The 26,973-nt window shown below is 69.7% G+C and carries 30 protein-coding genes, 2 pseudogenes and 1 riboswitch; of the genes and pseudogenes, 12 read left to right on the top strand and 20 right to left on the bottom strand.

The features are described 5' to 3' along the window. Positions 1-155 precede the first annotated feature (155 nt). Complete coding sequence (locus AAHG03_RS17525; protein ID WP_342152053.1) at positions 156-419, top strand: GCG_CRPN prefix-to-repeats domain-containing protein; 264 nt, start codon at positions 156-158, stop codon at positions 417-419. A gap of 114 nt (positions 420-533) precedes the next feature. Beyond that, complete coding sequence (locus AAHG03_RS17520) at positions 534-1,196, top strand: thioredoxin domain-containing protein (protein WP_342152025.1); 663 nt, start codon at positions 534-536, stop codon at positions 1,194-1,196. A 371-nt stretch (positions 1,197-1,567) separates the two neighbouring features. Here the strand turns inward: AAHG03_RS17520 and AAHG03_RS17515 are convergent. The 3 genes and pseudogenes from AAHG03_RS17515 to AAHG03_RS17505 all read right to left on the bottom strand — a co-directional run. Further along, a pseudogene (locus AAHG03_RS17515) lies at positions 1,568-1,846 on the bottom strand (IS21 family transposase); the annotation flags it as partial. A 191-nt stretch (positions 1,847-2,037) separates the two neighbouring features. Next, on the bottom strand, positions 2,038-2,541 hold the full coding sequence (locus AAHG03_RS17510) for a hypothetical protein (RefSeq protein ID WP_342152024.1): 504 nt from the start codon (positions 2,539-2,541) through the stop codon (positions 2,038-2,040). A 181-nt stretch (positions 2,542-2,722) separates the two neighbouring features. Continuing rightward, positions 2,723-3,004 carry a hypothetical protein gene (locus AAHG03_RS17505; RefSeq protein ID WP_342152023.1) on the bottom strand — a complete coding sequence of 94 codons (282 nt, stop codon included), beginning with the start codon at positions 3,002-3,004 and terminating at the stop codon, positions 2,723-2,725. A gap of 44 nt (positions 3,005-3,048) precedes the next feature. Between AAHG03_RS17505 and AAHG03_RS17500 the strand changes: the two genes are divergently transcribed. Continuing rightward, positions 3,049-3,315: a hypothetical protein gene (locus AAHG03_RS17500; RefSeq protein WP_342152022.1), complete on the top strand. Its 267-nt coding sequence runs from the start codon at positions 3,049-3,051 to the stop codon at positions 3,313-3,315. A 12-nt stretch (positions 3,316-3,327) separates the two neighbouring features. Here the strand turns inward: AAHG03_RS17500 and AAHG03_RS17495 are convergent, their stop codons facing one another. Beyond that, on the bottom strand, positions 3,328-3,450 hold the full coding sequence (locus AAHG03_RS17495; protein ID WP_342152021.1) for a hypothetical protein: 123 nt from the start codon (positions 3,448-3,450) through the stop codon (positions 3,328-3,330). 347 nt (positions 3,451-3,797) lie between these two features. Between AAHG03_RS17495 and AAHG03_RS17490 the strand changes: the two genes are divergently transcribed. The 4 genes from AAHG03_RS17490 (at position 3,798) to AAHG03_RS17475 (ending at position 6,120) form a co-directional block, all read left to right on the top strand. Then, positions 3,798-4,136: a type II toxin-antitoxin system RelE/ParE family toxin gene (locus AAHG03_RS17490; RefSeq protein WP_056203425.1), complete on the top strand. Its 339-nt coding sequence runs from the start codon at positions 3,798-3,800 to the stop codon at positions 4,134-4,136. 17 nt (positions 4,137-4,153) lie between these two features. Then, the gene (locus AAHG03_RS17485) at positions 4,154-5,248 is read left to right on the top strand and encodes a HigA family addiction module antitoxin (protein ID WP_342152020.1); all 1,095 of its coding nucleotides are present in this window, start codon (positions 4,154-4,156) and stop codon (positions 5,246-5,248) included. A 107-nt stretch (positions 5,249-5,355) separates the two neighbouring features. Then, positions 5,356-5,547, top strand: coding sequence for a hypothetical protein (locus AAHG03_RS17480; protein WP_342152018.1), 192 nt, complete (start codon positions 5,356-5,358; stop codon positions 5,545-5,547). Between the two features lie 288 nt (positions 5,548-5,835). Continuing rightward, positions 5,836-6,120 carry a hypothetical protein gene (locus AAHG03_RS17475; protein WP_342152016.1) on the top strand — a complete coding sequence of 95 codons (285 nt, stop codon included), beginning with the start codon at positions 5,836-5,838 and terminating at the stop codon, positions 6,118-6,120. A 171-nt stretch (positions 6,121-6,291) separates the two neighbouring features. On the opposite strand, the gene AAHG03_RS17470 is transcribed toward AAHG03_RS17475, so the two are convergent. From AAHG03_RS17470 to AAHG03_RS17460, 3 genes are all read right to left on the bottom strand, one after another. Then, the gene (locus tag AAHG03_RS17470) at positions 6,292-6,840 is read right to left on the bottom strand and encodes a hypothetical protein (RefSeq protein ID WP_342152015.1); all 549 of its coding nucleotides are present in this window, start codon (positions 6,838-6,840) and stop codon (positions 6,292-6,294) included. Between the two features lie 163 nt (positions 6,841-7,003). Then, positions 7,004-7,606, bottom strand: coding sequence for a metallophosphoesterase (locus AAHG03_RS17465; protein ID WP_342152014.1), 603 nt, complete (start codon positions 7,604-7,606; stop codon positions 7,004-7,006). 343 nt (positions 7,607-7,949) lie between these two features. Then, a complete protein-coding gene (locus AAHG03_RS17460; protein ID WP_342152013.1) occupies positions 7,950-8,126 on the bottom strand; it encodes a hypothetical protein in 177 nt (58 codons plus the stop codon). Between the two features lie 69 nt (positions 8,127-8,195). On the opposite strand from AAHG03_RS17460, the gene AAHG03_RS17455 reads away from it, so the two are divergent. Then, positions 8,196-8,399: a hypothetical protein gene (locus AAHG03_RS17455; protein WP_342152012.1), complete on the top strand. Its 204-nt coding sequence runs from the start codon at positions 8,196-8,198 to the stop codon at positions 8,397-8,399. On the opposite strand, the gene AAHG03_RS17450 is transcribed toward AAHG03_RS17455, so the two are convergent. After that, positions 8,396-10,009, bottom strand: coding sequence for an integrase arm-type DNA-binding domain-containing protein (locus AAHG03_RS17450; RefSeq protein WP_342152010.1), 1,614 nt, complete (start codon positions 10,007-10,009; stop codon positions 8,396-8,398). The genes AAHG03_RS17455 and AAHG03_RS17450 overlap by 4 nt on opposite strands. Positions 10,010-10,692: 683 nt before the next feature. Between AAHG03_RS17450 and AAHG03_RS17445 the strand changes: the two genes are divergently transcribed. From AAHG03_RS17445 to AAHG03_RS17430, 4 genes are read left to right on the top strand one after another with little or no spacing between them, the layout of a single operon-like run. Continuing rightward, positions 10,693-11,163, top strand: coding sequence for a MarR family winged helix-turn-helix transcriptional regulator (locus AAHG03_RS17445; RefSeq protein WP_342152008.1), 471 nt, complete (start codon positions 10,693-10,695; stop codon positions 11,161-11,163). Then, positions 11,160-13,190, top strand: a complete 2,031-nt coding sequence (locus tag AAHG03_RS17440) for an FUSC family protein (RefSeq protein WP_342152007.1) — start codon at positions 11,160-11,162, stop codon at positions 13,188-13,190. Before AAHG03_RS17445 ends, AAHG03_RS17440 begins: the two co-directional genes overlap by 4 nt. Then, the gene (locus AAHG03_RS17435; protein ID WP_342152006.1) at positions 13,187-13,396 is read left to right on the top strand and encodes a DUF1656 domain-containing protein; all 210 of its coding nucleotides are present in this window, start codon (positions 13,187-13,189) and stop codon (positions 13,394-13,396) included. The genes AAHG03_RS17440 and AAHG03_RS17435 overlap by 4 nt, the downstream gene beginning before the upstream one ends. A 45-nt stretch (positions 13,397-13,441) precedes the next feature. Next, positions 13,442-14,389, top strand: a complete 948-nt coding sequence (locus AAHG03_RS17430) for an HlyD family secretion protein (RefSeq protein WP_342152005.1) — start codon at positions 13,442-13,444, stop codon at positions 14,387-14,389. Positions 14,390-14,422: 33 nt separating this feature from the next. Here the strand turns inward: AAHG03_RS17430 and AAHG03_RS17425 are convergent, their stop codons facing one another. The 12 genes and pseudogenes from AAHG03_RS17425 to AAHG03_RS17370 all read right to left on the bottom strand — a co-directional run bounded on the left by AAHG03_RS17425 (position 14,423) and on the right by AAHG03_RS17370 (position 26,607). Further along, entirely contained in the window at positions 14,423-14,722 is a 300-nt protein-coding gene (locus AAHG03_RS17425) for a hypothetical protein (RefSeq protein ID WP_342152004.1), read from the bottom strand. Between the two features lie 12 nt (positions 14,723-14,734). Continuing rightward, positions 14,735-14,962 (bottom strand): hypothetical protein, encoded by a 228-nt coding sequence (locus AAHG03_RS17420; RefSeq protein WP_342152003.1) that lies wholly within the window; start codon positions 14,960-14,962, stop codon positions 14,735-14,737. Then, on the bottom strand, positions 14,962-15,144 hold the full coding sequence (locus AAHG03_RS17415; RefSeq protein ID WP_342152002.1) for a hypothetical protein: 183 nt from the start codon (positions 15,142-15,144) through the stop codon (positions 14,962-14,964). Before AAHG03_RS17415 ends, AAHG03_RS17420 begins: the two co-directional genes overlap by 1 nt. A 688-nt stretch (positions 15,145-15,832) precedes the next feature. Further along, positions 15,833-19,367 (bottom strand): annotated as a pseudogene (uca, locus tag AAHG03_RS17410) (urea carboxylase). Between the two features lie 5 nt (positions 19,368-19,372). Continuing rightward, the gene (locus AAHG03_RS17405; RefSeq protein ID WP_342152000.1) at positions 19,373-19,990 is read right to left on the bottom strand and encodes an urea amidolyase associated protein UAAP2; all 618 of its coding nucleotides are present in this window, start codon (positions 19,988-19,990) and stop codon (positions 19,373-19,375) included. A gap of 14 nt (positions 19,991-20,004) precedes the next feature. Then, the gene (locus AAHG03_RS17400; RefSeq protein WP_342151998.1) at positions 20,005-20,814 is read right to left on the bottom strand and encodes an urea amidolyase associated protein UAAP1; all 810 of its coding nucleotides are present in this window, start codon (positions 20,812-20,814) and stop codon (positions 20,005-20,007) included. Between the two features lie 252 nt (positions 20,815-21,066). Beyond that, complete coding sequence (locus tag AAHG03_RS17395) at positions 21,067-21,414, bottom strand: cupin domain-containing protein (RefSeq protein ID WP_342151997.1); 348 nt, start codon at positions 21,412-21,414, stop codon at positions 21,067-21,069. Positions 21,415-21,427: 13 nt separating this feature from the next. Next, positions 21,428-22,801: a type III glutamate--ammonia ligase gene (gene glnT / locus AAHG03_RS17390; RefSeq protein ID WP_342151996.1), complete on the bottom strand. Its 1,374-nt coding sequence runs from the start codon at positions 22,799-22,801 to the stop codon at positions 21,428-21,430. Between the two features lie 3 nt (positions 22,802-22,804). Continuing rightward, positions 22,805-23,593: a creatininase family protein gene (locus tag AAHG03_RS17385; protein WP_342151995.1), complete on the bottom strand. Its 789-nt coding sequence runs from the start codon at positions 23,591-23,593 to the stop codon at positions 22,805-22,807. Beyond that, positions 23,590-24,525 (bottom strand): ABC transporter ATP-binding protein, encoded by a 936-nt coding sequence (locus AAHG03_RS17380; protein ID WP_342151994.1) that lies wholly within the window; start codon positions 24,523-24,525, stop codon positions 23,590-23,592. The genes AAHG03_RS17385 and AAHG03_RS17380 overlap by 4 nt, the downstream gene beginning before the upstream one ends. Continuing rightward, positions 24,522-25,589 carry an ABC transporter permease gene (locus AAHG03_RS17375; protein ID WP_342151993.1) on the bottom strand — a complete coding sequence of 356 codons (1,068 nt, stop codon included), beginning with the start codon at positions 25,587-25,589 and terminating at the stop codon, positions 24,522-24,524. The genes AAHG03_RS17380 and AAHG03_RS17375 overlap by 4 nt, the downstream gene beginning before the upstream one ends. A 10-nt stretch (positions 25,590-25,599) precedes the next feature. Further along, a complete protein-coding gene (locus AAHG03_RS17370) occupies positions 25,600-26,607 on the bottom strand; it encodes an ABC transporter substrate-binding protein (RefSeq protein WP_342151992.1) in 1,008 nt (335 codons plus the stop codon). A 227-nt stretch (positions 26,608-26,834) separates the two neighbouring features. Beyond that, positions 26,835-26,946, bottom strand: a riboswitch (guanidine-I (ykkC/yxkD leader). Positions 26,947-26,973: the final 27 nt, after the last annotated feature.

Genomic DNA, 26,973 nt, shown 5'->3' with positions numbered 1-26,973 from the left:
GGCCGCGCCGGCCGCGTCGCCCGCGTTACGAAACGTTACGTGAAGGCACTGGTCCGTCACATCCGGGAAGGAGGCGCTGACGATCCTGCCTGCCTCGACCGCGGCATCCGAACGCACCGCCGCGGTCCCATGGGAGAGCGGACAAGGACATGACGATGCTGAAGATCCTCGCCTCCGGTGCCCTCCTGGCCGTCCTCGCGGTCCCCGCGTCTGCGCTGCCGCTGGTCCAAGACGCCGTCTCGACCGGAGCCGACGGTGCCCGGATCATCCAAGTCTACGGCGGCTGCGGTTTCTACGGCCACCGGGGACCCTACGGCGGGTGCCGGACCGGCGGGCAATGGGGTGGCTACGTCCGGGGCCGCTCGTGCCCGGCGGGCTTCCACATCGGGCCTTACGGCCGCCGCTGCTGGCCGAACTGAGCCTTCCGACACTCATCCAGGCGATGCGTCCGGCCTCGGCCGGGCGCCCGGCCACGAGGCTGGGCGCGCGACGGTGGACTGAAGGCTACCCGTGAAAGCGAGAGGCTTTTGAGAATGACTTTCGAACGAATCCCTCCGGTCCGGCCCACGCGAAGGAACGTCCTTTCGGGGGCTGCGGCCGGGCTGGCCACGGCGGCGGCGTCCAGGGCGGCATTCGCTGCATCCGTCGCCGACCCCTCCCAGGCGGGACCGCTCGGCGATGTCTGGATCGGGTCCCCGCAGGCGCGGGTGAGGTTGATCGAGTATGCAGCCGTGACCTGCCCGCACTGTGCGAGGTTCCACGCGGAGACATGGCCCGTCATCAAGGCCCGCTGGATCGACGCCGGTCACGTTCGCTTCGCGCTGCGAGGGTATCCGTTGAACCCCCTCGACACTGCGGGCTTCATGGTTGCGCGGGCGGATGGAGAGCGCAACTACTACGCCGTGACGGACCTGCTGTTCGAGCGGCAGGCCGCGTGGGCCTTCGCGGCCAAGCCGCTAGATGCCATGCGCGACCTCATGCGCCAAGCCGGCATCGGTGCCGAGCGGTTCGATGCCACCTTGCGCGACCAGGCCCTCTACTATGGTGTGAGGACCGTTCACGAGCGGGCGACGTCGGACCTGGGCGTGCACAGCACCCCGACGCTCTTCGTCGGCGAAGACAGGTTCGAGGGGGCCTTGGGCGCCGACGCGCTCTCGAAACGCATAGCGCTTGAGCTGGAGCGGCGTCCCGGCTGACGCGAACACCGACCCGGCATGCGAACGGCTGGTTCGTCGTCGGCTATCAGGGTCGTCTCGCCCTGCGGTGAGCGTAGCGGCGCCGGGATGCCGGGCATCCCGATGCCGTTGAGACTTCCTTCGAACGGAGTATCCGGGACCGGGTCGCCAATGTGCCCCAACCTGCTGATGTCGTGACCGCCCTGAGAAGGTCCGCTTCTCCGCTCGGAGCAGACGCCTTATCCAGCCAGCCACTAGGTCTGCAAAGGGTCAGGAGTTAGCATGTTGGCTATTCGGTCGTGCACGACGGGCAGGCCCCTGCTCTTGTGCGCCTGCAGGTCGGCGGGCAGACGATGAGGGGGACGTCGCGATGGCTCAATACAGTGGCGGCTATAGCCGAGTCCGCGCGGCGCCTCGTAGATCCGGATCGGCGTTAGTCGCTCGCGGGCTGACCTACCGGCGTTGGTGGTCAACATCCGATCGAGATCGTCGCGCCACGGCGCGAGCTTGGGCAGAGGCTGCACCTCACGCTCGTAGGCGAAGGCGGTGGCCCCCGACCGAATGACCTTCCGGACCGTGTTGCGCGAGACGTGCAGATCGCGGACGATGTCCTTGATCGAGCGACCGCGGGTGAAGAACTCGCGCCGGATGCGCGCAATCGTGCCGGACACCTCTCAAAGCTGCGACGTGGGCGTGGACCGATGTGGCTACGGCCGGCCTCGCTGGAGGAGATCCGCGAGAGGATGGCGGCGACGCCCACCGTGCCGGAGGAGATCCGGCTCGGGCGGGCGATGGAGGCTGGAGGGGAGGAATAGCGGGGCCTTGTGCCCCTGGAGCGTCCAGTATTTGGGCGCTTCATCGGTTACAGCAGATTGATGTTGTGCTTCTTCCTGATGCGGTGCGCTGTAAGGATCAACTTACGCACCGCACGCCATTCGTCTGAGAAAATGTCGCCGAGGATCTGCGTCGGGTCGTCGTACCAGTCCCGCTTGCTAGGCGGGATCGCGCGGAGTTCGAGATACCGCTTCGCGATTCCATTGAACGCCTGGCGCGCGTCCGCTTCGTCGAAGTGCGCCCCGCGCTCATACAGCATGATGGCGAACGGAAGGTTGCGTTCGAACGCTTCCTGCATGGCCGGCCCACCGGCGACGAGGTCACCCAGCCAGTCGTACAGGCACTCTGTCGCAACCGGGCTGAGGCTGTCGTAGACGCCCTCGTCAAAATAGAGCGCGCGACAGCACTTGCCGCACAACGACGGTCCTGCCCAACCGCACCCCTCTTCGTCGTCGGCCTCCTCGCATGTGATGCCACAGACGACGCACATGTCGTCTTCTTCGCGGCGGTACTCGGGGTCCGTATGCCTCATGGGCTCTCTCCATGCGTGGCCGGGGTGGCCACGCATGCGAAGAAAGGCCAGAGGCTTTCGCCCGTCGAGTCGATTCAGTCGTCAACCTTAATGCGGTTGACGCAACTATCCCATCCTTCGATGTTAGACCACGCATACTTGGTGGCGCAATAGGGTGTGCTGTTTTACGGTTAACGATATCTCAACTCGCCAGGGCGATGTGCTCGTCGTACTCGGCCAGGAACTCGGTACTACCGCCGTCCCCGGCGACCACGTGGAGATAGGCCGAGAGCAGCGAATGCCGTGTTTCGTTCTCACGGCCCATTAGGTGCTCGCGCAGGACCAGGTGCCGCTGACCGGCCGGTATGGTCCGGCGGATCCAGTGGTCGGTCTGCGGCGTCGAGGCCCGCGCAACGCGGCGCGAGATCTCGTGCTCCATCGCCTCGTCGAAGGGCTCCATCTGCAGCACGACTTTGGCGGACATCGCGGCGGCGCGGATCTCCAGGAAGGCGGACCCAATTCGGTGTCGTGGATGAGGTACGCCTGCGTGCCGGCAACCATGCGCACCTGCCGGTGCGTCAGGAAGCATCGCACCTCGACGGCATCGAGGTGACCGACGTCGTCGGCGAGCCGTGCGGCGGCCTCCTCGCGTGGGATCGGGACGCGGGGTTGCGTGAATGCGCCTCGCTCGTAGCCGAGCGCGACCGCGATCCGCTCAAGGCTCTCGCTACCCGCGGGCTCCGCCCTCTCGACCCGCTCGACGGTGGACAGCGAGACGCGGGCGAAGTCGGCTAGGGTTTCCTTCTTTCATTGCCGCAGCCCGCGAACGGTCCGCGTCATCATCGCCACCAGTTCGATGGGCGGCACCACGGGTACGCCCTGCGGCGGTTTCATCGCCGCCAAGCGTTCGACCAACTGCTTCGGCCTCATGACGGCCTCCTTTCGACACCTTGACGATGCCTCGGGCGATCCGCGCAAAGGAGGCCGGAAAAACCTTCAGATGCGGCGACACGCCGGTCGTCTCCCACCCCGTGCCTCGGGATACGTCCGATGCAAGCGCGGCAACGGACACGTCCTTCCTCGTGCCGGCAAACACAGAGGACCGATACGACATCGTGACCTCTCGCCTCCGTCCAACCTCAAGGCGAAGCGGGTTCGAACACGGCTGTTCATCGGTAGCGGGCACGGAACGGAGGCCATGGCGCCGGCGTTGCGACCATGTTACCCATTGGGTAATGACTTGGAGAACATTACCTTGCAGGTAACGGTTTCGGCCTATGGATCTCACCGTCAGGGGTAAGCGGCTGTGCAAGCAGCTTACCGACCCGAAGGAGATGGCCAAGGCCTTCGGCGACCGCGCGCGGCACATCCGGCTTCGGCTGGGTGTGCTGAGGCAAGCGAAAAGCCTGTCGGACGTCCCGACCGGCTCGCCGGACTACCGGCATATGCTGACGGGTGACCGGAAGGGCCAGTTCTCCGTCACCATCAAGGACAACTGGCGCATCGTCTTCGTGCCCGACCACGACCCGGTCCCGTCCCTCCCGGATGGCGGCGTCGATGTCGCGAGCGTCACGGCGGTCGAGATCGTCGAGGTCGTGGACTACCACGGGAAGTGAGCGTTGGAGGCGTGGACATGACGAGGAAGGAAGCCTTCGTCCCGCAATGGGCGACGCACCCCGGGGAACACCTTGCGGAGTACATCGATGAGCGCGGCTGGTCGCAGGCCGAGTTCGCTCGCCTGGCCGGCCTGACGCCGAAGCTCGTCAGCACGATCATCAACGGCACGAACCCGGTCACGCCGGAGACGGCTCTTCGGCTGGAGCACGTCCTCGGCTTGAAGGCATACATCTGGACGGGGCTGCAGGCCGAGTGGGACCTGTTCCAGGCCCGGGAGCGGGAGCGGGAGAGCGCCGAGCGGCAGGCCGATTGGCTGAAGCAGTTCCCGGTGAAGGAATTGAAGGCATGCGGCCGGCTGCCCGACACGCGCGACATCGGCAGCCTGTTCGGCGAGATGCTGACGATGCTCGGCATTGGCACCGCGCAGGCCTACGACGCCAGGATCGGGTCGCTGGCGGTACATCATCGCCGGGCGCGTTCCGCGACGGCTTCCCCGCACCACATGTACTGCTGGCTGATGCTCGGGGAGGAGCAGGCCCGGAAGCGCGAGCTTCCGGCCTACGACGGCGAACGGTTTCTTCGGAGTTGCGCCGAGATCAGGTCGCTGACGGTGCATGGTCCGGACGTCTTCGAGCCGCGCATGCTGGAGCTTTGCCATTCAGCAGGCGTCGCCCTGGTGTTCCAGAAGCCCTTGAGCAAGACCTGCGTCTTCGGCTCGGCACGGTGGATGAACGACGAGCGGCCGCTGATCCAGATGTCGCTGCGCATGAAAAGCAACGACCATTTCTGGTGGACCTTCTTCCACGAGGCCGCGCACATCGTCCTGCACCGCGGGAAGAACTTCGTCGACGACCAGAACGGCGAGGGCGATGGGGTGGAGGCCGAGGCCGATGCCTGGGCCGAGGAGGTATTGGTCGGTCGGGAGCGGATCGAGTCCTTCGCCACGACATGTCCCTCAACTAGGCAGGAGGTCACCGCCTTCGCCGAGGAGGTCGGCTTGCACCCGGGCATCGTGGTCGGCATGCTGCAGCATCGCTACGCCGTACCGTTCAATCACCTCAACGACTTAAAGGTGCGTTTCGCGTGGGCGGACGAGGTTGCGCCAGCCTGACTGACGCGACCCGGCGACGTCGCCGAGGCTTAAGCTCGTCGATGGTGCGGGTCCGTGGCGTGCATGTAACCGGCAAGGTGCAGCGCTGCGCTACGGCGTCGGGAAGGATGCTGACCCTGGCCCTGAACGGGTCGACCATCGGCACCGTGGCTTTCGCGGCCGGCACGGCCGTGGCCACGTTCACGACGACGAGCGGGATACCCTACCTCTTCGACCAGGGCGACGTCTTGACCCTTACGGCGCTCGCGACCCAGGACGCGGGCCTCGCTGACCTCGTCGGCTTTATCGCCCTGCAGTGAGGGCGGCCGCCGCAGGGGTTTCGAAAAATCCCGGCGGATTTCCGTTCTGATCTTCCGTTACTTAGTGCTGATGTGGCGTTATCGGGTGAGGCGGTAACGGGGCGCTACACAGGGCATACGAACGCTAGTCTCAGGCTGTGCTGTCGCCGGGGAAATTCGTACGCGTCCGGGGCTGACGCCATCCACAGGCGCCCAGGGTCTCGGTAACCACGACCGAACGAGGCCTCTGGACATCGATTCGGGGATCCCGATCTCCTGGGCGTACCCCAGCGACAGGAGGCCGCCCCGATGACGTACCACACCTCCGCCCACCAGGTTGCCGACACCTTCGACACCCCCCTGACCGGCGGCGCCCTGGCGCTCGGGTCGATCCTCATCCAGCAGCAGCAGGCCCGCAACGCGGTCCGTCGCGAGGCCGCCACGATCCGCGCGGTCGCCGGGCGCATGGCCTATGACCGCGTGATGGCCCAGCACCGCATCGACGAGGCCGAGCGCCAGGCCCGGGTCGATTTCGACCGCCGGCGCGCCGCCATCCGGCTGCGGGCCCTCGCTGCCAAGCGCGCCAAGGGCTGAGACGTGCTCAGCGCATGCCATGATGTGCTCACGGGATGCCACGGCGTGTGCGCGCAGGAAAGATCAAGCGAAAACTAGCAAGTCAGACGAGTTATCCACAGGCACGTTGACGCATAAGAAAGCCCGCCCTGGGCGCCCGGGGCGGGCTTCGTCGTTCCGGCGGTGGCGCGATCAGATGGCGCGCGGCGGCTCAGCGATGAGCTCGTCGAGGACGGCGACGAAATGCGACCGCTTGTTCTCGTCGCCCGTCAGGCGGCGGTGCGCCTCGGCGGCCGCGGCGGCGGCGCGGGCCGCCTCCATGCTGCGATACTCGGCCGGGGTCATCGGGCGCGGCAGCGAGGGCAGAAGGCGCTCGCCGAGCAGGTGACGTCCGATCACGGCGGCTTCGTTCTGCGACAGGGCGACTTGCTGATCGAGGGAGATGGCGTCGAGATAGAACCGGGCGGCGTCGTCCAGGGCCGCGGCCTCCGGCTCCTCGCCCGTCAGATAGGCCACCGCCGCCTGGCCCCACTGCTCCGCCGGGGACGGCGCCACCGGCGTCGGGGCGGGCTCCGCGGCCTCCGCCTCGACCATCGCCTCGGCCTCGGCGATGGGATCGTGCGGCGCGAGGGCCGAGCGGACAGCGCGCCAGACGAGCTTGCCGCTCTCCATCGTGGCGACCCATGTGACGCGGCCCATGGCGGCGAGCGCCCGGGCGATCGCTGCGAAAAGTGCCTTCATCGTCCCCTCCTGGATTGACGCTTCGATCCTGCCGCGGGGGGACGCATACGACCAATGTCGCCCTCGGTACGTCAATCGAGCAGGAGCTCCGGGGACCGCCCGGCCCGCGCAGATAGCTGGATAGCCGAAGGGTTCCCGGGGATGACCGGGGGCCCTTCTCGTTTCAGGCCTCGTCAGCCTCGCGGGCGTCGGCCCGCCATCTCTCCTCCGGCTGATCGGGCGTCGCCTCCATGCGGGCGACGACATCCTCCAGCCGGGCCGGCGCGTAGCCCCAGACGTCGACGCCCACGTCGCACGATTGCGACGTCCCGGGCAGCGTCCCGTGCGTGTGGCCGTGGACGTGCAGGACTCCCCGGAACGACCCCGGCCAGGCCCTGAGAGGGTAGTGGTCGCAGACGATGCGGCGGCCCGCGGCGTGGACCGTCAACCGCTCCTGCACGCTCTCCCAGGGAAGCGTGGTCACGCGGTCACGGTCGTGGTTGCCGACCACGAGATGCTTCTTCCCCGGCAGCGCCGCGAAGATCTGCGCCGTCCTCTCCGGCGTGTGCCCCCACTCGAAGTCGCCGAGGTGGATGACGGTGTCGGTGGGGCGGACGCGCGAGACCCAGGCCTCGATGATGAGCCTGTCCATCTCGGCGACGTCGCGGAACGGGCGGCCCGAATGGCCGATGCTCCCCGCGTGGCCGAAGTGGGTATCGCCGACGAGCCAGACGGAGCCCTTCGGCGGCGTCAGGTTGCGGTGGTGCGTGAGGGGTCGGTTGGTCATGAAGGCAGCCTCCTCGAAGGGGGGCTGCGCGCGCGGCGTCACGCCCCCGGGATGGTCGGTCTCGTCGGTTTGGGGGCTATTCGGCGTTTCACGGGTGCCTCTCGGTCGCGGTGTGGGACCAGAGATCGCAGCTCCAGATTCGACCCGTCAAGCGGGGTCGTGCGGCAGGATTAATGGAAAGCCCGGGCGGGGGTTTTTGTGCGAATCCTCTCCGGTTGGTGGGGGTGGAGAAGTTTCTGACAATTCATGCCCCGGGCACGTCGCGGTCCGGAGGGCGCCGGCTCCCGAGCACGGCGAACCGGGCCCGGCACCAGGGCGTGTACGCGTTCGGTCCCCGGCGGCCTCAGGCCTTGGGCCACCGGCAGTTCGTCACCAGGGCCAGCAGGACCTCCTCCAGCGACGCCCGGGGCCCGAGGCGCGCGATCAGGCGCTCGGTGTCGTAGGAGCCCCGGCGCCGGGGGCACCAGGGGCAGGTCAGGACGACCCGCCGGTAGGGGAACTCGCCCAAGCACCGCGGCACCTGTATCCCGTCCCCCGCCGTTGACCCGATCCGTCCGTTCCCTATCTGTTCTCAAGAGGGAGAGGGTCAATGCTCGGGTACGACGACATCGCGGCCGCGGCCGCCGGCGAGGAGCGGGACGCCCTGTGGCGGTCCCTGGCGGAGGAGATGGAGGCGGCGGCCGCGGCGCGCCGGGACGGGCCCGGGTTCGTCAGGGCCTCGACGCCGGCCGACCTGGCGCGGGCGCTCGGCCGGGACCGGCGCGGACGCCGTCTGCGGCGGCTGGCCGGTTAGGCCGCGACCTTCCGGGGGCGGCCGGGGTTGCGCTTGGCGGGCTTGCGCTTCGGGCGCGGCCGCGGCGCCGGCAACGGCTGCAGGGCAAGCGACGCCCGCTCCCGCTCGACCTCGGCCAGCAGGGCGTCGCACCAGAGCGACATTCCCTCGGCCTTCAACGCGATCCTCTGCGCCGTGTCGTAGTGCAGCCGCGTCACCGACGCCGTCTGCTCCCGCAGGTCCTTCGCCCCCGCGATCTCGTGGTCGAGGATGGCCGAGGCGGCGCCGCCCAGCCTGCGGTCGACGAGGAACTCGGTGAGGCTCCTGCGGACGTCGTGGAGCGTCCACTTGCGGATACCGTGCTCGGTCAGCAGGTCCGGGAGGGGCACCTCCGGGGAGACGCGCTGGGGATCGGCCTTCTTGTGGCGCTTGCCGGCGAGGCGGAACAGGACCTGGTTCATCGACCCGGCGCTCGCGTGGCCCGCGCCCCGCTTTGGCGGGAAAAGCCACCTGTTCGACTTGGCGCGGGCGGGCGCGAGCAGGCCTTCGAGCTCTCGCCAGGCCGCGAGGGGCAGCGGCAGGACGTGCTGGCGCCGCGACTTCATCTGGGGGCCCTGCCACGTCACCGCGACCCAATCGTCCCCCGGGACGCCGGCGTCCTGCGAGATGTGGCCGACCTGATCGAGCTCCGTCTTGGCGACCTGGCCCGTGCGCTGGCCCGTGAGGACCGTGAACCACAGCAACCCGAGCGTGCCGGCCGACGTCCCGTGCTCCGTCTGCCCGAGGGAGCGGTGCCGTTCGGCCAGGGCGAGGGTGCGGGCGAGCTCCGTCAACGTCGGCGTGTGCTTGCGCTTCGCGGACTGGTACTCGACGCTCCACTGCTCGCGCCACATCGGCCACTTCTCCTCGGCCCTGGCCAGGCCGCTCTTGCCGCTGTGCGTCCGCCAGGTCCAATCGAAGGCGTCCTTGGCCTGGTTCACGCACCGCGCGGCGGTCGACAGGGAATAGTTGGCGATGATCTCGTCCCTGATCTCCTGCAGCCTCTCGACGGTGATGGTGCAGACCAGCATTCCCTCCAGGCATGCGTAGCCGGGGTGCCGCAGGTACTTGGCGTACTTGGGGAGATAGCTCGCCTCGACCTTGGTCGCCTTGTAGTCGAGGAACTCCTCGATCATGTCCTCCCAGAACCATGGCCCGTTCCGGCGCCGGATCATGCTCGGCACCGGCGGCGGCTCCGAGCGGTCCGGGAAGGCGACGTCCCCGACGACTTCGAGGTCGCCGCCGGTCCGCGCCATGATGTTATGGAAGACCGACATCTCGAACTTCATGTTGTCGCCCTGCCGCAGGCCGACCTTCGCCTTCTCGGCGGCGAACCGGGCCTGGGTGACGTCGAGAAGGTGGTAGGCGCCCAGCTTCACCGTGTCGGTCCGGGTGCGCAGGTACCAGGTCAGGGCCTGGGGCGTGAGGCGCAGCGTCAGCCCGCGCTCCTCCGTGTCGCCCCATTCCATGCCCCGGCCAGGGACCTTGCCGTCGAGCAGCATCCGCTCGGCCTTGTTCACGTGGTTCTTCGTCAGCTTCACCGTCTCGCGCGTGTAGCCCCGCTTCGCCTTCGTCGTCGCCCCCGCCGCCATTCCCGTCCCCCGCGATACAACACCGATACAACGCGGGTCCCGAGAGACCCCGCAAGCCCGGCGTAGGCCGAAAGGCGGGAAAACCTCAATGGATTCAATGGGTGGTTAACGACCGATGGCCGCCCCCCGGCGGGAGCGTTAGGTGGTCAACAAGCCTTCCAAGCTGAATACGAGGGTTCGATTCCCTTCACCCGCTCCACGCCCCTCCACCGGGACACGGCCTCGCCATTCCGGGATGTGACGGGTCGGACCTGACCCGTTCGGAATTCGGCCGACGAATCCGCAGGGTTTGAGAGAGCCTGTTTGACTGGCTCATTCCATCCAACCCGACCCCCTCATCCTGAGGTACCGCGTCAGCGGCCTCGAAGGAGGGCTCCAGGGATCGCGCGACTTCTGGAGCCCTCCTTCGAGGCCTGCGCTTCGCTCCGCACCTCAGGATGAGGGTGTGGATTGGATCGATCGCAGAATCGAGCCGTCTCGATCCCTGAGAGCCAAGTCGAACAGGTTCTGAGCCCCCGCAGCACCGCATCCGCTTGCTCAGGTGGCAGCGCAGGTCTGGAGCATCGCCCAGGCGACGCCGCCCCTGGGAACGAGACCATTGAGGCGGCGGCCATAGATTGATAGGTTGCTAATCAATCGCCCACCTTTGGGGAAGGCCCGGCTCGGGCCAAAGGAAAAATCGGATGGCAGGCGAGGCACCGAGCCAGCGTTGGTTGACCTACACCCACGCGCTGCTCCTCTCCGGTCGCCAGTGGCGGCGGCTCGCCGACGCCACCACGGAGGCGCACGGGGTCTCGGAGGCAAAGGCGCTGCCGCTGGTACTGATCGGGCGCCTGGGCGGTGCGCCGCGCCAGACCGTGCTGGCCGAGGCCGTCGGCATCGAGGGGCCCTCGCTCGTGCGGCTGCTCGACCAGCTCGAAGCGGCCGGCCTCGTCCTGCGGAAAGAGGACCCGACCGACCGCCGCGCCAAGATCCTGAGCCTCACCGACACCGGGCGCGCCGTGGTCGCGCGGATCGAGGCCGACCTCGACCGGTTGCGGCAGGCGGTGTTCGCGGGCGTGAGCGCCGACGACCTGGAGGCGAGCCTGCGGGTGTTCCGGGCGATCCAGGACCATCTCGGCGGCTCCTCCGAACTGGGCGAGGCCGCGCCATGACCCTGCCGGGCTGGCGCGACTGGGCGTTCGCGCTCAAGACCTTCGCGGCGGCCATGCTGGCGCTGTTCCTGGCGTTCTGGATCGACCTGCCGAACCCCTATTGGGCGCTCGGCACGGTCTACATCACCAGTCAGGTGCTCGCGGGCGCGACCCGCTCGAAGGCGCTCTACCGGGTGCTCGGCACCCTGCTCGGGGCCGTGGTCACGGTGGCGCTCGTGCCGAACCTCGTGAACGCCCCGGAACTGCTGACGCTCGCCATTGCCCTCTGGGTCGCGACCTGCCTCTATTTCTCGCTGCTCGACCGCACCCCGCGCAGCTACCTGATGATGCTTGGCGGCTACACGGCGGCGCTGATCGGCTTCCCCGCCGTCGGCGATCCCGGCACTATCTTCGACACCGCGGTCGCGCGGGCGGAAGAGATCACGCTCGGCATCCTCTGCGCCAGCCTCGTCAACACGGTGGTGCTGCCGCAATCGGTGGCGCCCGTCGTCACCGGCCGGCTCGACCTGTGGCTGCGCGACGCGCGGGCCTGGGTCATCGACGTCCTCGGCCGCGCCCGCACGGCCAGGAACACGCAAGGCGCGCGGCTGAAGCTCGCCTCCGACGCCGTCGCCTTCGACGCGCTCGCGACCCCGCTGCGCTACGACATGACCGGGGCGGAGCGCTCGGTCGAGGCGATGGCGACCTTGCGCCAGCATATGCTGATGTTCCTGCCCATCGCCTCCGCGATCGCCGACCGCATCGAGACGCTGGAGCGCGCGGGCCCCCTGCCGCCGCGCCTGCGCGCCCTCCTCGCTGACATGGCCGGCTGGCTTGCCTCCGGCACCACCGAACCGGCACAGGCCGACCGGCTGAAGGCCGCGACCGATGCGCTCGAACCCGGTCTCGGCGACCGACCCTCCTGGGACGCGCTGGTGCTGGCGAGCCTGCTCGCGCGGCTGCGCGACTTCATCGACCTGCGCCAGGACGCGCGCATCCTCCAGCGCCACATCTCCGACGGCACGCCGGCTACCGAGCACCTGACCTTCCGCTACACGGCCACGGCCCGCACGATCCGCCACCGCGACCACGGCATGGCGCTGCTCTCGGCGGTGGGCGTGTTCCTGACCATCCTCGTCACCTGCGCGATCTGGATCGCGACCGGATGGCCGCACGGCTCGGCCGCCCCGATGATGGGGGCGGTGGGCTGCAGCTTCTTCGCCGCGCAGGACGATCCGGCGCCGCTCATCGTCGGCTTCGCCAATTCGGCGATCCTCGGCGCCATCGGGGCCGGCGCCTACCTGTTCGCGGTCCTGCCGCTCGCCACCACCTTCGAGATGCTGGCCCTTGCGCTGGCCCCGGCGCTGTTGCTCTGCGGGGTGTTCATGGCCCAGCCCAAGACCGCGCCGCTGGCGATGGGCGCGGCGGTCAACGGCTCGGCGATGATCGCGCTCCAAGGCAGCTACAGCGCCGACTTCGCCGCGTTCGCCAATTCCTCCATCGCGGTCGTCGTCGGCATGTGGGTGGCCGCCATCGTCACCCGCCTCGTCCGCTCGGTCGGGGCCGGCTGGTCGGCCCGGCGCCTGCGCGGCGTCAACCGCCGCGACCTCGCCCGCGCCGCCGAGCGCCAGGGCGCGCAGAACGGCCTCGAACTCGCCGCCCTCATGCTCGACCGCGTCGGCCTGATCGCGCCGCGGCTCGCTGCGCTACCGTCCGACGACGCCGAATGGACCGCCGACCTCCTGGCCGAGGTCCGCGTCGGCATCAACGTGGTGGAACTCCGGCGCGACCGGCGCCGGCTGCCGAAGCCGGCCCGCGCGGCGGTCGAGGCGCTGCTCGCCGCCCTCGCGCGCCATTTCCGCGGGAAGCCCGCGGCCCCCGGCCCGGACTTGCTCGACACCATCGACGCGGCGCTCGATGCCGTCTCCCCCGAGGCGTGGCAGGCGCCGGGGCGCGCGGCGCTGATGGGGCTGGTGGGCATCCGGCGCGGCCTGTTTCCGCAAGCCGACCCCTATCGTTCGACGCCCCACGCGGAGGCCGCGGCATGACCGGCGAATTCGACCTCTACGGCGTCTTCCTGCCTAGCCTCGCCGCCTGGATGCTGATCGCCTTCCTCCTCAGCCTGCCCCTGCGGCGGCTGTTGGCTTGGGCCGGGTTCTACCGCCTCGTCTGGCACCGGCCCCTGTTCGATCTCGCCCTCTACGTCGTGCTGCTGGGCGCCGTCGTCGCGGTCGCGGTGCCGCTCACCTCCTGACCGATCCTGCGCCCCGGCCACGTCCCCGACCTCCCGGAATCCCCGATGCCCCGGTTCCTCGCCCTATCGTTCCGCCTCCTCGTCACCCTCGGGATGGTCGCCGTCGCGATCGTCGTCGGGCTGGCCCTGTGGGACTACTACATGGAGGCGCCCTGGACCCGCGACGGGCGCGTGCGCGCCGACGTGGTGCAGGTGGCCCCCGACGTGTCCGGCCTCGTCACCGAGGTCCTGATCGCCGACAATCAGGTGGTGAAGCGCGGCGACGTGCTGTTCCGCATCGACCCCGACCGCTTCGCGCTGGCGCTACGGCAGGCCGAGGCCGTGGTCGAGGGCAAGCGGGCCACCGCCGTGCAGGCCGCGGCCGACTACGCCCGCTACCAGAAGCTCAGCGACGCGGCGGCCTCGCAGCAGCGGGTCGAGGCGGCGCAGGCCGCCGACCTCGAGGCCAAGGCCGCCTACGGTCAGGCGATGGCCGACCGCGATCTGGCCAAGCTCAACCTCGACCGCTCCGCCGTGAAGGCCTCGGTCAACGGGCGCATCACCAATATGGGCCTGCGGCCCGGCACCTACGTCTCGACCGGCCACGGCGTGATGGCGCTCATCGACAGCGACACCCTGCGGGTCGAGGGCTATTTCGAGGAGACCAAGCTGCCGCGCATCCATGTCGGCGACCGGGCCAGCATCCGCCTGATGGGCGAGAACGCCACGCTGACCGGGCACGTCGAGAGCTTCGCCGGCGGCATCGAGGACCGCGAGCGCACGGCCGGCTCGAACCTGCTCGCCAGCGTCAACCCGACCTTCGCCTGGGTGCGGCTGGCGCAGCGCATCCCGGTGCGGATCAAACTCGACGGCGTGCCCGACGAGACCCGGCTGGTCGTGGGCCGCACCGCCACGGTCGCGGTCGAGCCCGAGGGTGGAGGCTCGCATGTCGGCCTGTTCGGCGCCTGGCGCGGCGCCCCGTCGCCCGCCGCCGGGGAGACCGGGGCCCGTTGAATCGACGCCGACATCGCTGCCGGCGTCGGGGTGTCAGCCCGCCTTGGGCGTCGGGGTCGGATCGCTGATGCGGCGCAGGTTCTCGGCGGGCGTCTCGGCTTCCGTGGCTTCGACCGAGGCGACGGTGCCGCCCTCGGTCGCGTCGCGGCGGTGGAAGCCGGAGGCGGTGCGCGCCGTCTCGGCCTGCCAGCTCGGGTCCTCCTGCCGCGCCCGCTCCAGATCGGCCGGGCGGGCGACGTCGAGGGGGCTGTCCTGCCCCATGTCCTGGCCGTTGCGGTCGGCATGCGCGTTGAAGTCGCGCAGCGAAACGTGCGGCGGGTGCTTCTCGTCCATGTCCGTGCTCCTTCAGTGCGAACGGTCGGTGCGGTCGGGGGCGCGGCCCGCGCGGCTGTGGGTGTGGTGGGCGTCGCGCTCGCCGCCCCCGCCCGAGACGCCGGATTTCAACGTGCTGGTCGGGCTGCCGGGCGTCGGCCCGTGGCGTTCCTCGACTTTGGGCTTCGACTGGTCCTGATGGCTGCTGCCCGGCCCGCCGTGATGGCGGTCGGTGTTCGGGTGTTTGCTGGAAGTGCTCATCAGCGGTCCTGCTGGTGCCCTTGATGGGTGGTGTTAACCTTCGCATTGCCGGACTGGCCGACCTTGTCCGGATTCTGGGCCTGCCCGGACCCCTGACCCTGCGTGACGGGCGCCGCGGTGGCGCTGCCGGGGCCCTTGTCGGACTGGTTGGCGGGCGGGACGGGAGGCGGCTTGGCGGTCATGGGCGCACTCGGCTCCGTGGTGACGGGTGAGCCTGGAGAACCGGCCGCGGGGGCGAGAGTTCGGACACGGGTGCCCGGAATGTCCGCCGACCGGTCGGGGATTCTTGCTGCCCGTCAGCGTCGGGTGAAGTGCGTGGAGGTCGGGCGGTCGCGGTGCCGCATCCAATCCCAGACCAACAGGATCGGCACGGGAAGCACGATGGCGAAGAAGATCCAGTCGAACATCTGCGGCATGGTCGGTATCCTCCGTTCGGGTGATGATCTCGAACGGTGAACCGGACGCGACGACGCTCAAGTTCCGGTGTCGTGAGGCTATGCGACCCCGGGTTTACGCACCGCCGTCATTGCGAGGCGAAGCCGAAGCAATCCAGAGCGCGACGATGCAGACGAAGGCGGTCGGGCTCATGAAGGGGTCCGGCCGCGCCTCCTCCGGACAATGCAGAGCCCTGGATTGCTTCGGCTTCGCCTCGCAATGACGGTGTGGGGCGGGGGGCAGCCGTCTGCCCGAGTCTCACCGCCCCTGCCGCCGGATCCCCACGGACTTCGCTTGCATGCCCGACAAGACCAGCCGCAGGGCGGCGCGGAGGAGAAGGGTCGTCTGCTGCATTGGCCGGGCGCTCCCGCGGGCGGCCTCGAAGCCGCGGCCGGACGGGGCAAGTCCCGGGCCAGCTTCGCGTCGCCAGCCGCCTCAGGGGTCGAGGACCGCCACAAGGTCGCCGCCGCGCAGCGTCCGGCCGGGGCCGGTGCGCAGTTCGCGGATGCGGCCGGCCACGGGGGCCATGACCGGCACCTCCATCTTCATCGATTCGAGGATCGCCACGGTCTGGCCCGCGGCGACGCTCTCGCCCTCGGCGACCAGCAGCTTCCAGACGTTGCCCGGCACGCCGGTCGGCACGCCGACGCAGCCCGGCGGGATGTCGCCGGCCTCCGCGGGCGGGCCCTCGTCGGTGACGAAGCTGTCGAGGCCTTCCGCCTTCCAGCGCTCGCGCTCCGCGTCGAACGCGGATTGGCGCCGGATACGCGCGGCCTCGATCTCGGCGGCGTTCTCGGCCAGCATGGCGCGGTGCGCGGCGTAGGAGAACGTCTCTTCCTCGATCCGCACCGGATAGGCCCCGTGCGGGAAGGCGGCCCGCGCCTCGGTCAGCTCGTCGTGCGAGACCGGGAAGAAGCGGATGCGGTCGAACGGGCGCAACAGCCACGGGTGGCCGGGTGCGAATTCGCGCGTCGTGCGCCACGTGTTCCAGATCTGGATCGTGCGCCCGAACAGCTGGTACCCGCCCGGCCCCTCCATGCCGTAGATGCACATATAGGCGCCGCCGATGCCGACTGCGTTCTCCGGGGTCCAGGTGCGGGCCGGGTTGTACTTGGTGGTGACCAGCCGGTGGCGCGGATCGACCGGCGTCGCGACCGGCGCGCCGAGATAGACGTCGCCCAAGCCCATCACGAGGTAGCTCGCATCGAACACCGTCTGCCGAACGGCCGCCTCGTCGGGCAGGCCGTTGATGCGGCGGATGAACTCGATGTTCGACGGGCACCAGGGCGCGTTGGGGCGCACCAGCTCCTGATACTTGCGCATGGCGAGTTCGGCTTCAGGGTCGTTCCACGACAGCGGCAGATGGACGATGCGGCTCGGGACGCTGACATCCTCCGCCGCGGGCAGGCCGACCTCGATCTCGCGGAGCAGGCCGAGCAGGCGCGGGCGGGGGAGGGCGGTGCCGTCGTAGTGGATCTGAAGCGAGCGGATGCCGGGCGTCAGGTCGATCAGGCCGGGGAGGCGCGCGGCGCGCACGGCCTCGGCGAGCAGGTGGACCCGCAGGCGCAGGCCGATGTCGAGGGCCATCGGGCCATACTCGACCAAGAGGTTGTCGTCGCCCTGGCGGCGATAGGCGACAGGGACGGGGCCGGAGGAGTCGCTGGCGAGGATCGGGGCACCACGCCTGAACCCTCCCCCGCGGAGGGGGGAGGGTATCGGTGAGTGCTTCATCCTCCGGCCGTGCGAGGGCTCGGAATTTCACCGTATCGCCGGGCCGCAATTGCCCCATCTTCCACAACTCATCCCTGGCGATCACCGCCGGGCAGACGAAGCCGCCCAGGCTCGGGCCGTCGGGGCCGAGCAGGATCGGCATGTCGCCGGTGAAGTCGATGGCGCCGATGGCGTAGGCGTTGTCGTGCAGGTTCGAGGGGTGCAGGCCGGCCTCGCCGCCGTCGGGGCGGGCCCAGCGCGGGGTCGGGCCGATCAGGCGCACGCCGGTGCGGGCGGAGTTGAAGTGCACCTCGTAGGCCGACGCGAACAGGTCGGCGATGTCGGCCTCCTGAAAAAAGTCGGGCGCGCCGTGCGGGCCGTAGAGGACGCCGATCTCCCAGGCGTGCGTCAGCGGCGCGGGCTCGAGCGAGGCGGTCGTCACTTCGACCGCCTCGCCGCAATGGAGCACGTCGCCGGCTTTCAGCACGCCGGTGGCGTGGCCGCCGAAGGCGCCGAGCGCGAAGGTCGCCCGCGAGCCGAGCACGACCGGCGCGGCGAAGCCGCCGCGAAGGGCGAGATAGGCGCGCTGGCCCGGCCCCTCGATCGGGCCGACCGCGAGCGTCTGGCCCGCTTTCACCGGAAAGGCCTGGCCGTGCGGCTGCGGCGCGCCGTCGAGGGTCGTCCGCATGGCGGCACCCGAGAGCGCCACCACGGCGTCGGTGTGGAAGCGCAGCGTCGGCCCCGAGACCGTGAGTTCGAGGGCGCAGGTGTCGCCGTCGTTGCCGACGAGCGCGTTGGCGTGGCGGAAGGAGCGCGCGTCCATCGGCCCGCTCGGCGGCACGCCGACCTCCCAGAGGCCGAGACGGCCGGGGAGTTCCTGCAGGCTCGATTGCGGGCCCGGCAGCAGCACTTCGATGCTGCGTGGGCGGTAGGCGAGATCGCGCAGAGCCGTCGTCGCGACGCGCCCGCTGGCGAAGAGGTCGGAGGCCGCGATGGTGCGCAGGTAATCGAGATTGGTCTCGATGCCCGAGACCGCCGTCTCGGCGAGCGCCGCCTGCAAGGCCGCGATGGCTGATGGGCGGTCCGCGCCGGTGACGATGATCTTGGCGAGCATCGGATCGTAGAACGGCGTCACCTCCGTGCCGGTGGCGATCCAGCCGTCGATGCGTGCGGATTCCGAGAAGCGGACCTCGGTCAGCAGCCCGGCGCTCGGGGCGAAGTTGGCGTGCGGAATCTCGGCGTAGAGCCGGGCCTCGATCGCCGCGCCCTTCGGGGCGAGCGGCCCGGCGTCGGAGATCGGGTCCTCGCCCGCGGCCTGGCGCACCATCCATTCCACGAGGTCGATGCCGAACACCGCTTCCGTCACCGGATGTTCGACTTGGAGCCGCGTGTTCACTTCGAGGAACGAGAAATCCTCGCGCCGGGGATCGTAGATGAACTCGACCGTGCCGGCCGAGGCGTAGGACACACTTTCACCGAGCGCCACCGCGGCGGCGTGGAGGCGGGCGCGCACCGCGTCGGAGAGGCCGGGCGCGGGCGTCTCTTCGATCACCTTCTGGTTCCGGCGCTGGAGCGAGCAGTCGCGCTCACCGAGCGCCACGACGCGGCCCTTCCCGTCGCCGAAGATCTGCACCTCGACGTGACGGGCCTCCGCCACGAAGCGTTCCAGATAGACGCGGGCATCGCCGAAGCTGGCGCGGGCCGTGCGCTCGACTGCGGCGAAGCGTTCCGCCAACTCGTCGGCCGAGTGGCACAGCTGCATGCCGATGCCGCCGCCGCCGGCCGTGCTCTTGAGCATGACCGGGTAGCCGATGGTGTCCGCGGCGCTCAGTGCAGTCTCGACGTCCGGCAAAAGATCGGTGCCGGGCAGGAGCGGGACGCCGCTCGCCTTGGCGAGATCGCGGGCGGTGTGCTTGAGACCGAAGGCGCGCAGGTGTTCGGGCCGCGGCCCGATGAACACGATGCCCTCCGCCGCCAGCCGCTCGGCGAAGCCGACGTTTTCCGAGAGGAAGCCGTAGCCCGGATGGACGGCTTGCGCGCCCGTCGCCTTGCAGGCGGCGATCACCGCCTCGACGTCGAGATAGCTCTGCGCGGCGGGCGCGGGCCCGAGCCGCACCGCCTCGTCGGCGGCGAGCACGCCCGGGGTGAAGCGGTCGGCGTCCGAATAGACGGCGACCGAGGCAATCTCCATGCGCTTCAGCGTGCGCACGACGCGGGCGGCGATCTCGCCGCGGTTGGCGACCAGGACCTTGCGGAACATGCGGGTCAGCCCTCGCGCACCGTCACGCGGATCGGCGTGGGGTTGAAGCCGTTGCAGGGATTGTTGATCTGCGGGCAGTTCGAGATGACGCAGATCACGTCCATCTCGGCCCGCAGCTCGACGTAGTCGCCGGGCGAGGAGACGCCGTCGACGATGGCGAGGCCGCCGTCCTGCTCGATCGGCACGTTCATGAAGAAGTTGATGTTCGGCACGATGTCGCGCTTCGACAGGCCGTACTTCGCCACCTCGATGGCGAAATTCTCGCGGCAGGCGTGGAGATACTTGGTGGCGTGGCCGAAGCGGACCGTGTTGCTCTCGCAGGAGCAGGCCCCGGCGGAGGTGTCGTGGCGCCCGCAGGAATCGGCGGTGACGGTGAGCATGGCCCGGCCCTCGTTCGACATCACCCGCGTGCCGGTGGTGACGTAGGCCGCGCCCTGCTCGCGCACGGTGTCCTGCGAGGAGTAGCGCTCGGTGAGGTCGTCGGCGCGGTAGAACAGGGTGTCGATCGCTTGGCAGCCTTCCAGATCCTCGATGCGGATGATCTGGCCGGCCTTCACCAGCGTGGAGAACGGCGCCTGCGCGGGCACCACCTGATCGAAGAGGGCGGTCACGGAATCGGTCATCGGTCTCGCTCCCCTCAAAGGCCGGCGAAGGCGTTGTTCTCGAAGCCGCGCACGGCCTCGATGGTGGCGGTGCGGCAGAGGTCGTCCGCGGCAGGCTGGGCTGCGCGGAAGCGGGTGATCGCAACCGGGTTCGGGGCGTAAGCGGGCGCCGGGTCGAGGGGGTGGGGGCAGTTCGAGAGCGCGACCGTCAGGTCCATCTCGGCGCGCAGGTCCACGAAATCGCCTGCCGCGCGACCGGCCTCGTTCCAGGCCAGCCGCCCCTCCGACCCGACGCTCACGGGGGCGAAGAAGGTGATGTGAGGGGGGATGTCGCGCCGCTCCAGCCCGCTCTTCAGGGCGGCGAGCACGAGGTTGTCGCGGGTGTTGCGATGGGGACCGCCGGGGTAGCGGGCCGCGTTGGAGGCGGCGTTGGAGCCGCCCATCAGCGCGTCGTGGCTCCCGCAGGAATCCTCGATGAGCGAGAGCATCACCCGGCCCATGTCGGAGAACAGCACCCGGCCTTTCCGCAGCGCCGCGGTCCATTGCACCTTCACGGTGTCGGCGTAGTTCAGCCGCTCGCTCGGATCTTTCGCCGACCACGCCACGAGGGCGACGCTCGACGGGCCGTGGTCGAGGGCGATCCGCAGGGCCTCGCCGCTCCTGAGCGCCGTCGTCCAGTACCAGCCGCCGGGGATCGTCTCGCGGTGGAGGATCGCCGCCGCGTCGATCGGCACGCCGCCGCGCGGGCTCGGGCCGGGCAGGGCGCGGGGGGCGTGGCCCTGGCCGGCGCGCTTCAGCTCTTCGTAGCGACGGCGGTTTTCCGCGATGACGCTCTCGTCCGACATGCTCGTGTCTCCGATGAATCCGGGTCGTCCCGGCACTGGAGCCCTGTCGCGGCCGGGCCGTCCCGGCGGGCGTTTTTTGGTTTCGACGATCCCCCGTCCCACCCATCCCCCTCATCCTGAGGTGCTCAGCCAACGGCTGAGCCTCGAAGGAGGGCTTCAGTTCGCTGGGCGATCCCTGGAGCCCTCCTTCGAGGCTGCTTCGCAGCACCTCAGGATGAGGGGGGTGAGTGGGATGGGATCATGCGGTGAGCGTTACTCGTAGAAGGCGAAGAGCTTGCGGGCCGGCTCCACGATCTCCCAGGTGCCGGTGAAGCCGGCGGGCGAGACGAAGGCGTCGCCGGCCCGGAAGGTGGTTTTCTCGCCGGCCTCGTCGGTGACGACGATCACCCCTTCGAGGAGGTGGCAGAACTCGCTCTCGGTGAAGACGACCCGCCACGTGCCCCGCTCCGCCGCCCAGGTGCCGGCGGTGAAGCGCCCGTCCTCGCTGGTGAAGTGCAGCGTCGCGGTCTGGACCGGGTCGCCGGCCAGAACGCGCTCCGGGGCCGGGCGGTAGGTCGAGGGTTCGGCGGGAGAGGTCGCGAAGGCGATGACCTTTTTCATGAAAAAGCCTCGCCTAGAACAGGTGGCTGTAGCGCTCGATCTCCCACGGGCTCACCGTGAGATGATAGGCGTTCCACTCGTCGCGCTTGTAGCGGATGAACTCTTCGCGCAGGCCGGCGCCTAGGGTCGCCTCGACCAGCGGGTCGGCGGCGAAGGCGTCCACCGCCTCTTGCAGGGTCTGGGGCAGGAAGGCGATGCCGCGGTCCTTCCGCTCGGCGTCGGAGAGTTCGTAGAGATTGTCCTCGTTGGGCGCGCCGGGGTCGATCCGCTCGCGCACGCCCTCCAGGCCGGCGGCGAGCACCAGGGCGGCGGCGAGGTAGGGGTTGACCGCGCCGTCCGCGTTGCGGCTCTCGCAGCGCCCGCCGCCGGCCGGCACGCGGACCGAGTTGGTGCGGTTGTTCGAGCCGTATGAGTTGAACACCGGCGCCCAGGAGAAGCCGGCCATCGCCCCCTGGCGCACGAGGCGCTTGTAGCTGTTCACGGTCGGCGCGAAGGCGGCGCAGAGGGCGCGGCCGTGGCGCAGCACGCCGCCGATGAAGTGGTAGCCGGTCTCGGTCAGCCCGAGGCCACGGGGATCGTCGCCGGGGGCGCAGGCGAACAGGTTGCGGCCGGTCTTCAGGTCGGAAAGCGACATATTGAAGTGGGCGCCGTTGCCGGTGCGGTCGGCGAAGGGCTTGGGCATCATCGTGGCGATCAGCCCTTCCTCCTTCGCGTAATGCTTGGTCATCATGCGGAAGAAGGTCAGCCGGTCGCACATGGTCAGCGCGTCGGAATACTGAAAGTCGAACTCGAACTGGCCGTTGGCGTCCTCGTGATCGAAGGAATAGAGGTCCCAGCCGAGATCGTTGATGGTGGTCGCGACCTTGTCGAGCCAGGAGAAGTTGTCGATGAAGCCGCGCACGTCGTAGCAGGGCTTCACCAGCTTATCGTCCGGAACGGGCGTGTGCAGCGAGCCGTCGGCGGCCTGGCGCAGGAGGAAGATCTCGCACTCGATGCCGAGGTTGAAGCCGAAGCCCATGGCCTCGGCCTGCGCCAGGGCGTTCTTCAGCGCGACGCGGGTCGAGAGCGGATAGGGCTTGCCCTGGAAGGTGAGGTCGGCGGGCGCCCAGGCGAGCTTTGGCTCCCACGGCAGCGGGATGACGCGCGACAGGTCGGGGACGGAGGCCAGTTCGTCCTCGTTCGGGGCCTGGCCCAACCCGTCGAGGGCGTAGCCGGTGTAGCGCTCGGAGCCCGAAGCCATCTGCGGCAGGTGGTCGATGGGGACCACCTTGGCCTTCTGCGCGCCGTGGATGTCGACATAGGCGCCGATGACGTACTTCACGCCCTTCGCCCGCAGGTCGTCCTGCACGGCTCGGATGGCGGGATCGATGTCGGGGCTGTGGCCCATGGTTCAGGCTCCTTGTCGGGCGACGGCCGGGCCGTCGTAGGAATGGGGGAGGGGCGGGGTCTCGGTCAGGCCGCGGCGCACGAGCGCCGACAGGTCCTCGACCATCCAGGCGAACAGCTCGGCGCCCTCCGTCGCGCTCGCCTGCGAGGGCGAGCCGGTGACGCCGTTGCGGCTGGTGCGGTTGACCGGATGGGCGAACACCAAGCCTTCGGTGCGGTCCGGGTCGTCGGCATCCGCGATGCGGTTCTCCCGCACCAGGGCCGGGGCCACGGCCTGCATCAGGGCGGTCTCGGCCCGGTTGGCGTGCCAGTCCTCGGCGTCGGCGAAATGGACGGCGCGCACCCGCTCGCTCACGGTCGCGGTGTTGACCAGCGCCACCATCAGGTCGTCGTGGGCGGCGCGCAGCAGTTCGAGGGCGCAGCGCAAGGGGGCGGCGTTGGTGACGTGCGCGTTGACGAGGAACAGGCGGCGCACGCCGGAATGGTAGGCCTGCGCGCCGATCTGGCGGACCAGATCGGTCATCACCAGCGGGTCGAGGGCGATGGTGCCGGGCCAGCGCCGGGAATGGCCGAGCGAGCAGCCGTAGGGCATGGTGGGGAGCATCGGCACCGACGTGCGGGCCGAGACTTCGCGGCAGACGGCGTCGGCCAGCATGAAATCCATGCCGCAGCCGAGATGCGGCCCGTGCTGCTCGGTGGCGCCGATGGGCAGCAGCGCGGCCTGCGCGGCCCGCCCGAGGTCGCCGGGAATCTCCTCCCAGGTGCGCTCGGACCAGAGGACAGGTGCGCTCATTCGACCTCGTCCCCCACGCTCGCCATGCGGGTGACCATGTCGAGGCTGCCCAGATCGGCCGGGCCGTCGGCTTCCGCTTCCGCCGGGTGGATCAGGGCGTCGAGCCGGGTGCGGGTGGCACGGAACTCGGGCGTCAGCATCTGGCCCGGATGGCGGGGCCGGGGGACGGGCACCTCGATCAGCTCATCGACCTCGCCGGGATGCGCCTTCAGCACGAGGATGCGGTCGGCGAGCGTCACGGCCTCGTCGAGGTCGTGGGTGATGAAGACGATGGTGATGTCGATCTTGCGCCAGATCTCGATGAGGTAGGCCTGCATCCGGGCGCGCGATTGCGCGTCGAGCGCCGAGAACGGCTCGTCCATCAGGAGGATGCGGGGGCGCATGGCGAGCGCGCGGGCAATCGCCACCCGCTGCTTCATGCCGCCGGAGAGCTGGTGCGGGTAGGCGTCGGCGAAGCGTTCCAGGCCGATCAGGGCCAGCCATTGCAGCGCCTCGCGCTCGGCGACGTGGCGGGACTCGCCGTTCTCCTCCAACCCGAAGGCGACGTTGCGCTTCACCGTCAGCCACGGAAACAGGGTGTAGCCCTGGAAAACCATGCCCCGGTCCGCACCCGGCCCCGAGACCGGCACGCCGCCGACGCTGACGGTGCCGGAGGTCTTGGTTTCCAGGCCGGCGAGGATACGCACGAAGGTGGACTTGCCGCAGCCGGAGGGGCCGACGACGCAGAGGAATTCGCGGCGATGGGTGACGAGATCGATGCCGCGGAGCGCCACCGTCTCGCCGCCGTCCGCGTTGCGAAACACCTTGCCGAGATTCTCGACCTTGAGCGCGACTTCGCGGGCCTTCAGCTTGTCGAAGCGGGCGCGCACGCTCTCGCATTGCGTGCGGTAGTCGCACGGCTCCGGGGTCATCGGGATCGGGGCGGCGCTCATGCCTCGCTCCTCGCGTAGGGGAACAGGCGGCGGCCCAGCAGCGCCAGGGCGATGTCGGTGGCGATGCCGATGAAGCCGATCACGAGGATCGCGGCGTAGACGTTGTCGAAGTGCTGGTAGCGGGCCTGCTGCGTGATGAAGAAGGTGATGCCCGACGTGGTGCCGATCAGCTCGGCGACGATCAGGTAGGTCCAGGCCCAGCCGAGCAGGATGCGCTGGTCGCGGTAGAGCTGCGGCAGCACCGCGGGCACGACGACGCGGCGGATCAGGCGCAGGTTGCGCGAGCCCATGGTCAGCGCGGCCTCGATCAGCAGCGGATCGACCCGGCGGGTGGTGTTGGCGATGACCAGCACCTGCTGGAAGAAGGTGCCGATGACGATGATGGCGATCTTCGGCCCGTCGTAGATCCCGAGGATCGCCACCATCAGCGCGCCGAAGGCGGGGGCGGGCAGGTAGCGCACGAACTCGATGACGGGCTCGGTCAGCCGGGCGATGGTCGGTTGCGCGCCGCACAGCACGCCGAGCGGCACGCCGAAGATCGACGAGATCGTGAACCCCCAGAAGATGATCTGGATCGAGTGCCACAGGCTGGCGGGCAGCCAGATCGCGTCGCGCTGGGGCGGGGCGGCGGTGAGCGTGGTCCAGAGGGCCACCGCGACCTCGTGCGGGGCCGGGAGATAGACCGGGTTGGCGGGCCGGCCCGCGGGGGCCTCGGTGCCGGCGGAGCTTGCCGCGGCGACTTCCTCGGCGAAGGCGGCTTTGGGCACCCGCATGCCGGGCTCCATCCAGGCGACCTCGCCGGGGTTCGTCACCTCCACCAGCGGGTGCCAGAGGATGGGGATGTAGGAGATTGCGGCCCACAGCCCGAGCGGCAGCAGGAACGACAGCAGGGTGAGCGCCAGCCGCCGCCGCGGCGGGAGCGGACGGGCGACGCCGATCCAAGATTGACTTCGCGAGTGGCGCGCCCGGCCCACCGGGGCCGCCGCCCCCGCCACCGGCGGGAGCAGGGCGGGCGCCGCGGGGGCGGCGTCGTCCGTGGGCGGGGGGAGGGGGCGGGCGCGCATCCTCGAACCCTCACTTGCCGTCGGTGAGGGCGGGATCGATGTAGCTCTTCACGTCCTGCGCGGTCTTGTAGACCTCGAACTTGACGTTGAAGGCGTCGGCGTGCCGGCTCGATCCGTAGAGCGAGCCGAAGCCGTCGGCGTCCTTCATCACGGCGCGGCCATCGGCGAGCCGCATCAGCTTGGTGCCCTTGAGGAAACGGGTGAAGGTCGCGGGCTCGATCCCGACCTTGGCGGCCATGATCGCCACGGCGTCGGCTTGGGTCTTCGGGTTCTCGATGTAGTCGACCACCCGGTCCCACAGGCCGACGAGCTTGATCCAGTCGGCGCGGCGCGCGGCGAGGCTCGCGGGCGTCACCGTCACCACGTCGTAGATCAGGCCGGGCCGGTCGGCGGAGGTGTAGAGCGGGCGGGCACCCGCGGCGCCGCGCATCGCCTGACCGGCGATCGGCTGCCACGCGCCGATGGCCGCGACATCGCCCGAGGCCAGGATCTGCGGCGTCTCGTTGGTCTTGGCGTTCACCAGCGTGACGTCGCTCTCCTTGATCCCGGCCTTCTGCAGGCCGTCGATCAGGAGAAGATGCTCGACGAGGCCGACCTCCAGCCCGACCTTCTTGCCCTTGAGGTCGGCCAGCGACTTCACCCCCGGCTTGCCGACGATCATGTCGTTGCCGTTGGAGTAGTCGGTGAGCAGGATCATGACGTTCTTGGCGCCGTTGCCGCCCATCACCAGCGCGTCGCCGTTGGTGCAGGTCACCGCGTCGAGCTTGCCCGCCGAGAACGCGTCCATGGAGGCCGAGTAGTCGAACCACTCGAACTTGGCCTCGACGCCGGCTTCCTTGAGCCAGCCCTTGTCGATGGCGACCTGCCACGCGACCCAGCCCGGCCAGTCGCTGTAGCCGATGCGCAGCGGCTCGGCGGCGAAGGCAGGCGCCGAGAGCAGGCTCGCCGCGAGCGCCAGGGCGGACAGGCCGCGCCGGGCGCCCGCGAGACAGCCGGTGATCAGGGTCGGGAAGCGCATGTCTCGTCTCCTTGAGCGAACGGGGGCAGGCGCGCGCTCGGAGCCCGGTCGGGAGACCGGGGCGCGACGGACCTGAATGCGAGGGGGTGAGAGCGGCCTAGACGGCGCAGCCGAGCGCAGGGCGCCGGCTTCGTTCAGATGAAGATCGGATCGAGGAGAGCATAGATTCCCTTCCTGAGTGAAGGGATTGCACAAGACCACTGCTTGCCAATCCCTTGGCCAGTGAGGTCTCCCGGGCTTTTATCCCGCCGTGCATCCGGGCGGATGTCTCCCGCCGCGGCGACCGCTCTCGGACCGTTCACATCGAACTTCGATGCAGGAACCCTAGCGATCAACTCGTCATCATGAATACGCTTCCGAGGAATT

It is taken from the genome of Methylorubrum subtropicum (assembly GCF_038442325.1).
Lineage (GTDB): Bacteria > Pseudomonadota > Alphaproteobacteria > Rhizobiales > Beijerinckiaceae > Methylobacterium > Methylobacterium subtropicum.
The sequence above is the reverse complement of the archived record's forward strand: the minus strand, read 5'-3'. Positions and strand labels throughout refer to the sequence as shown.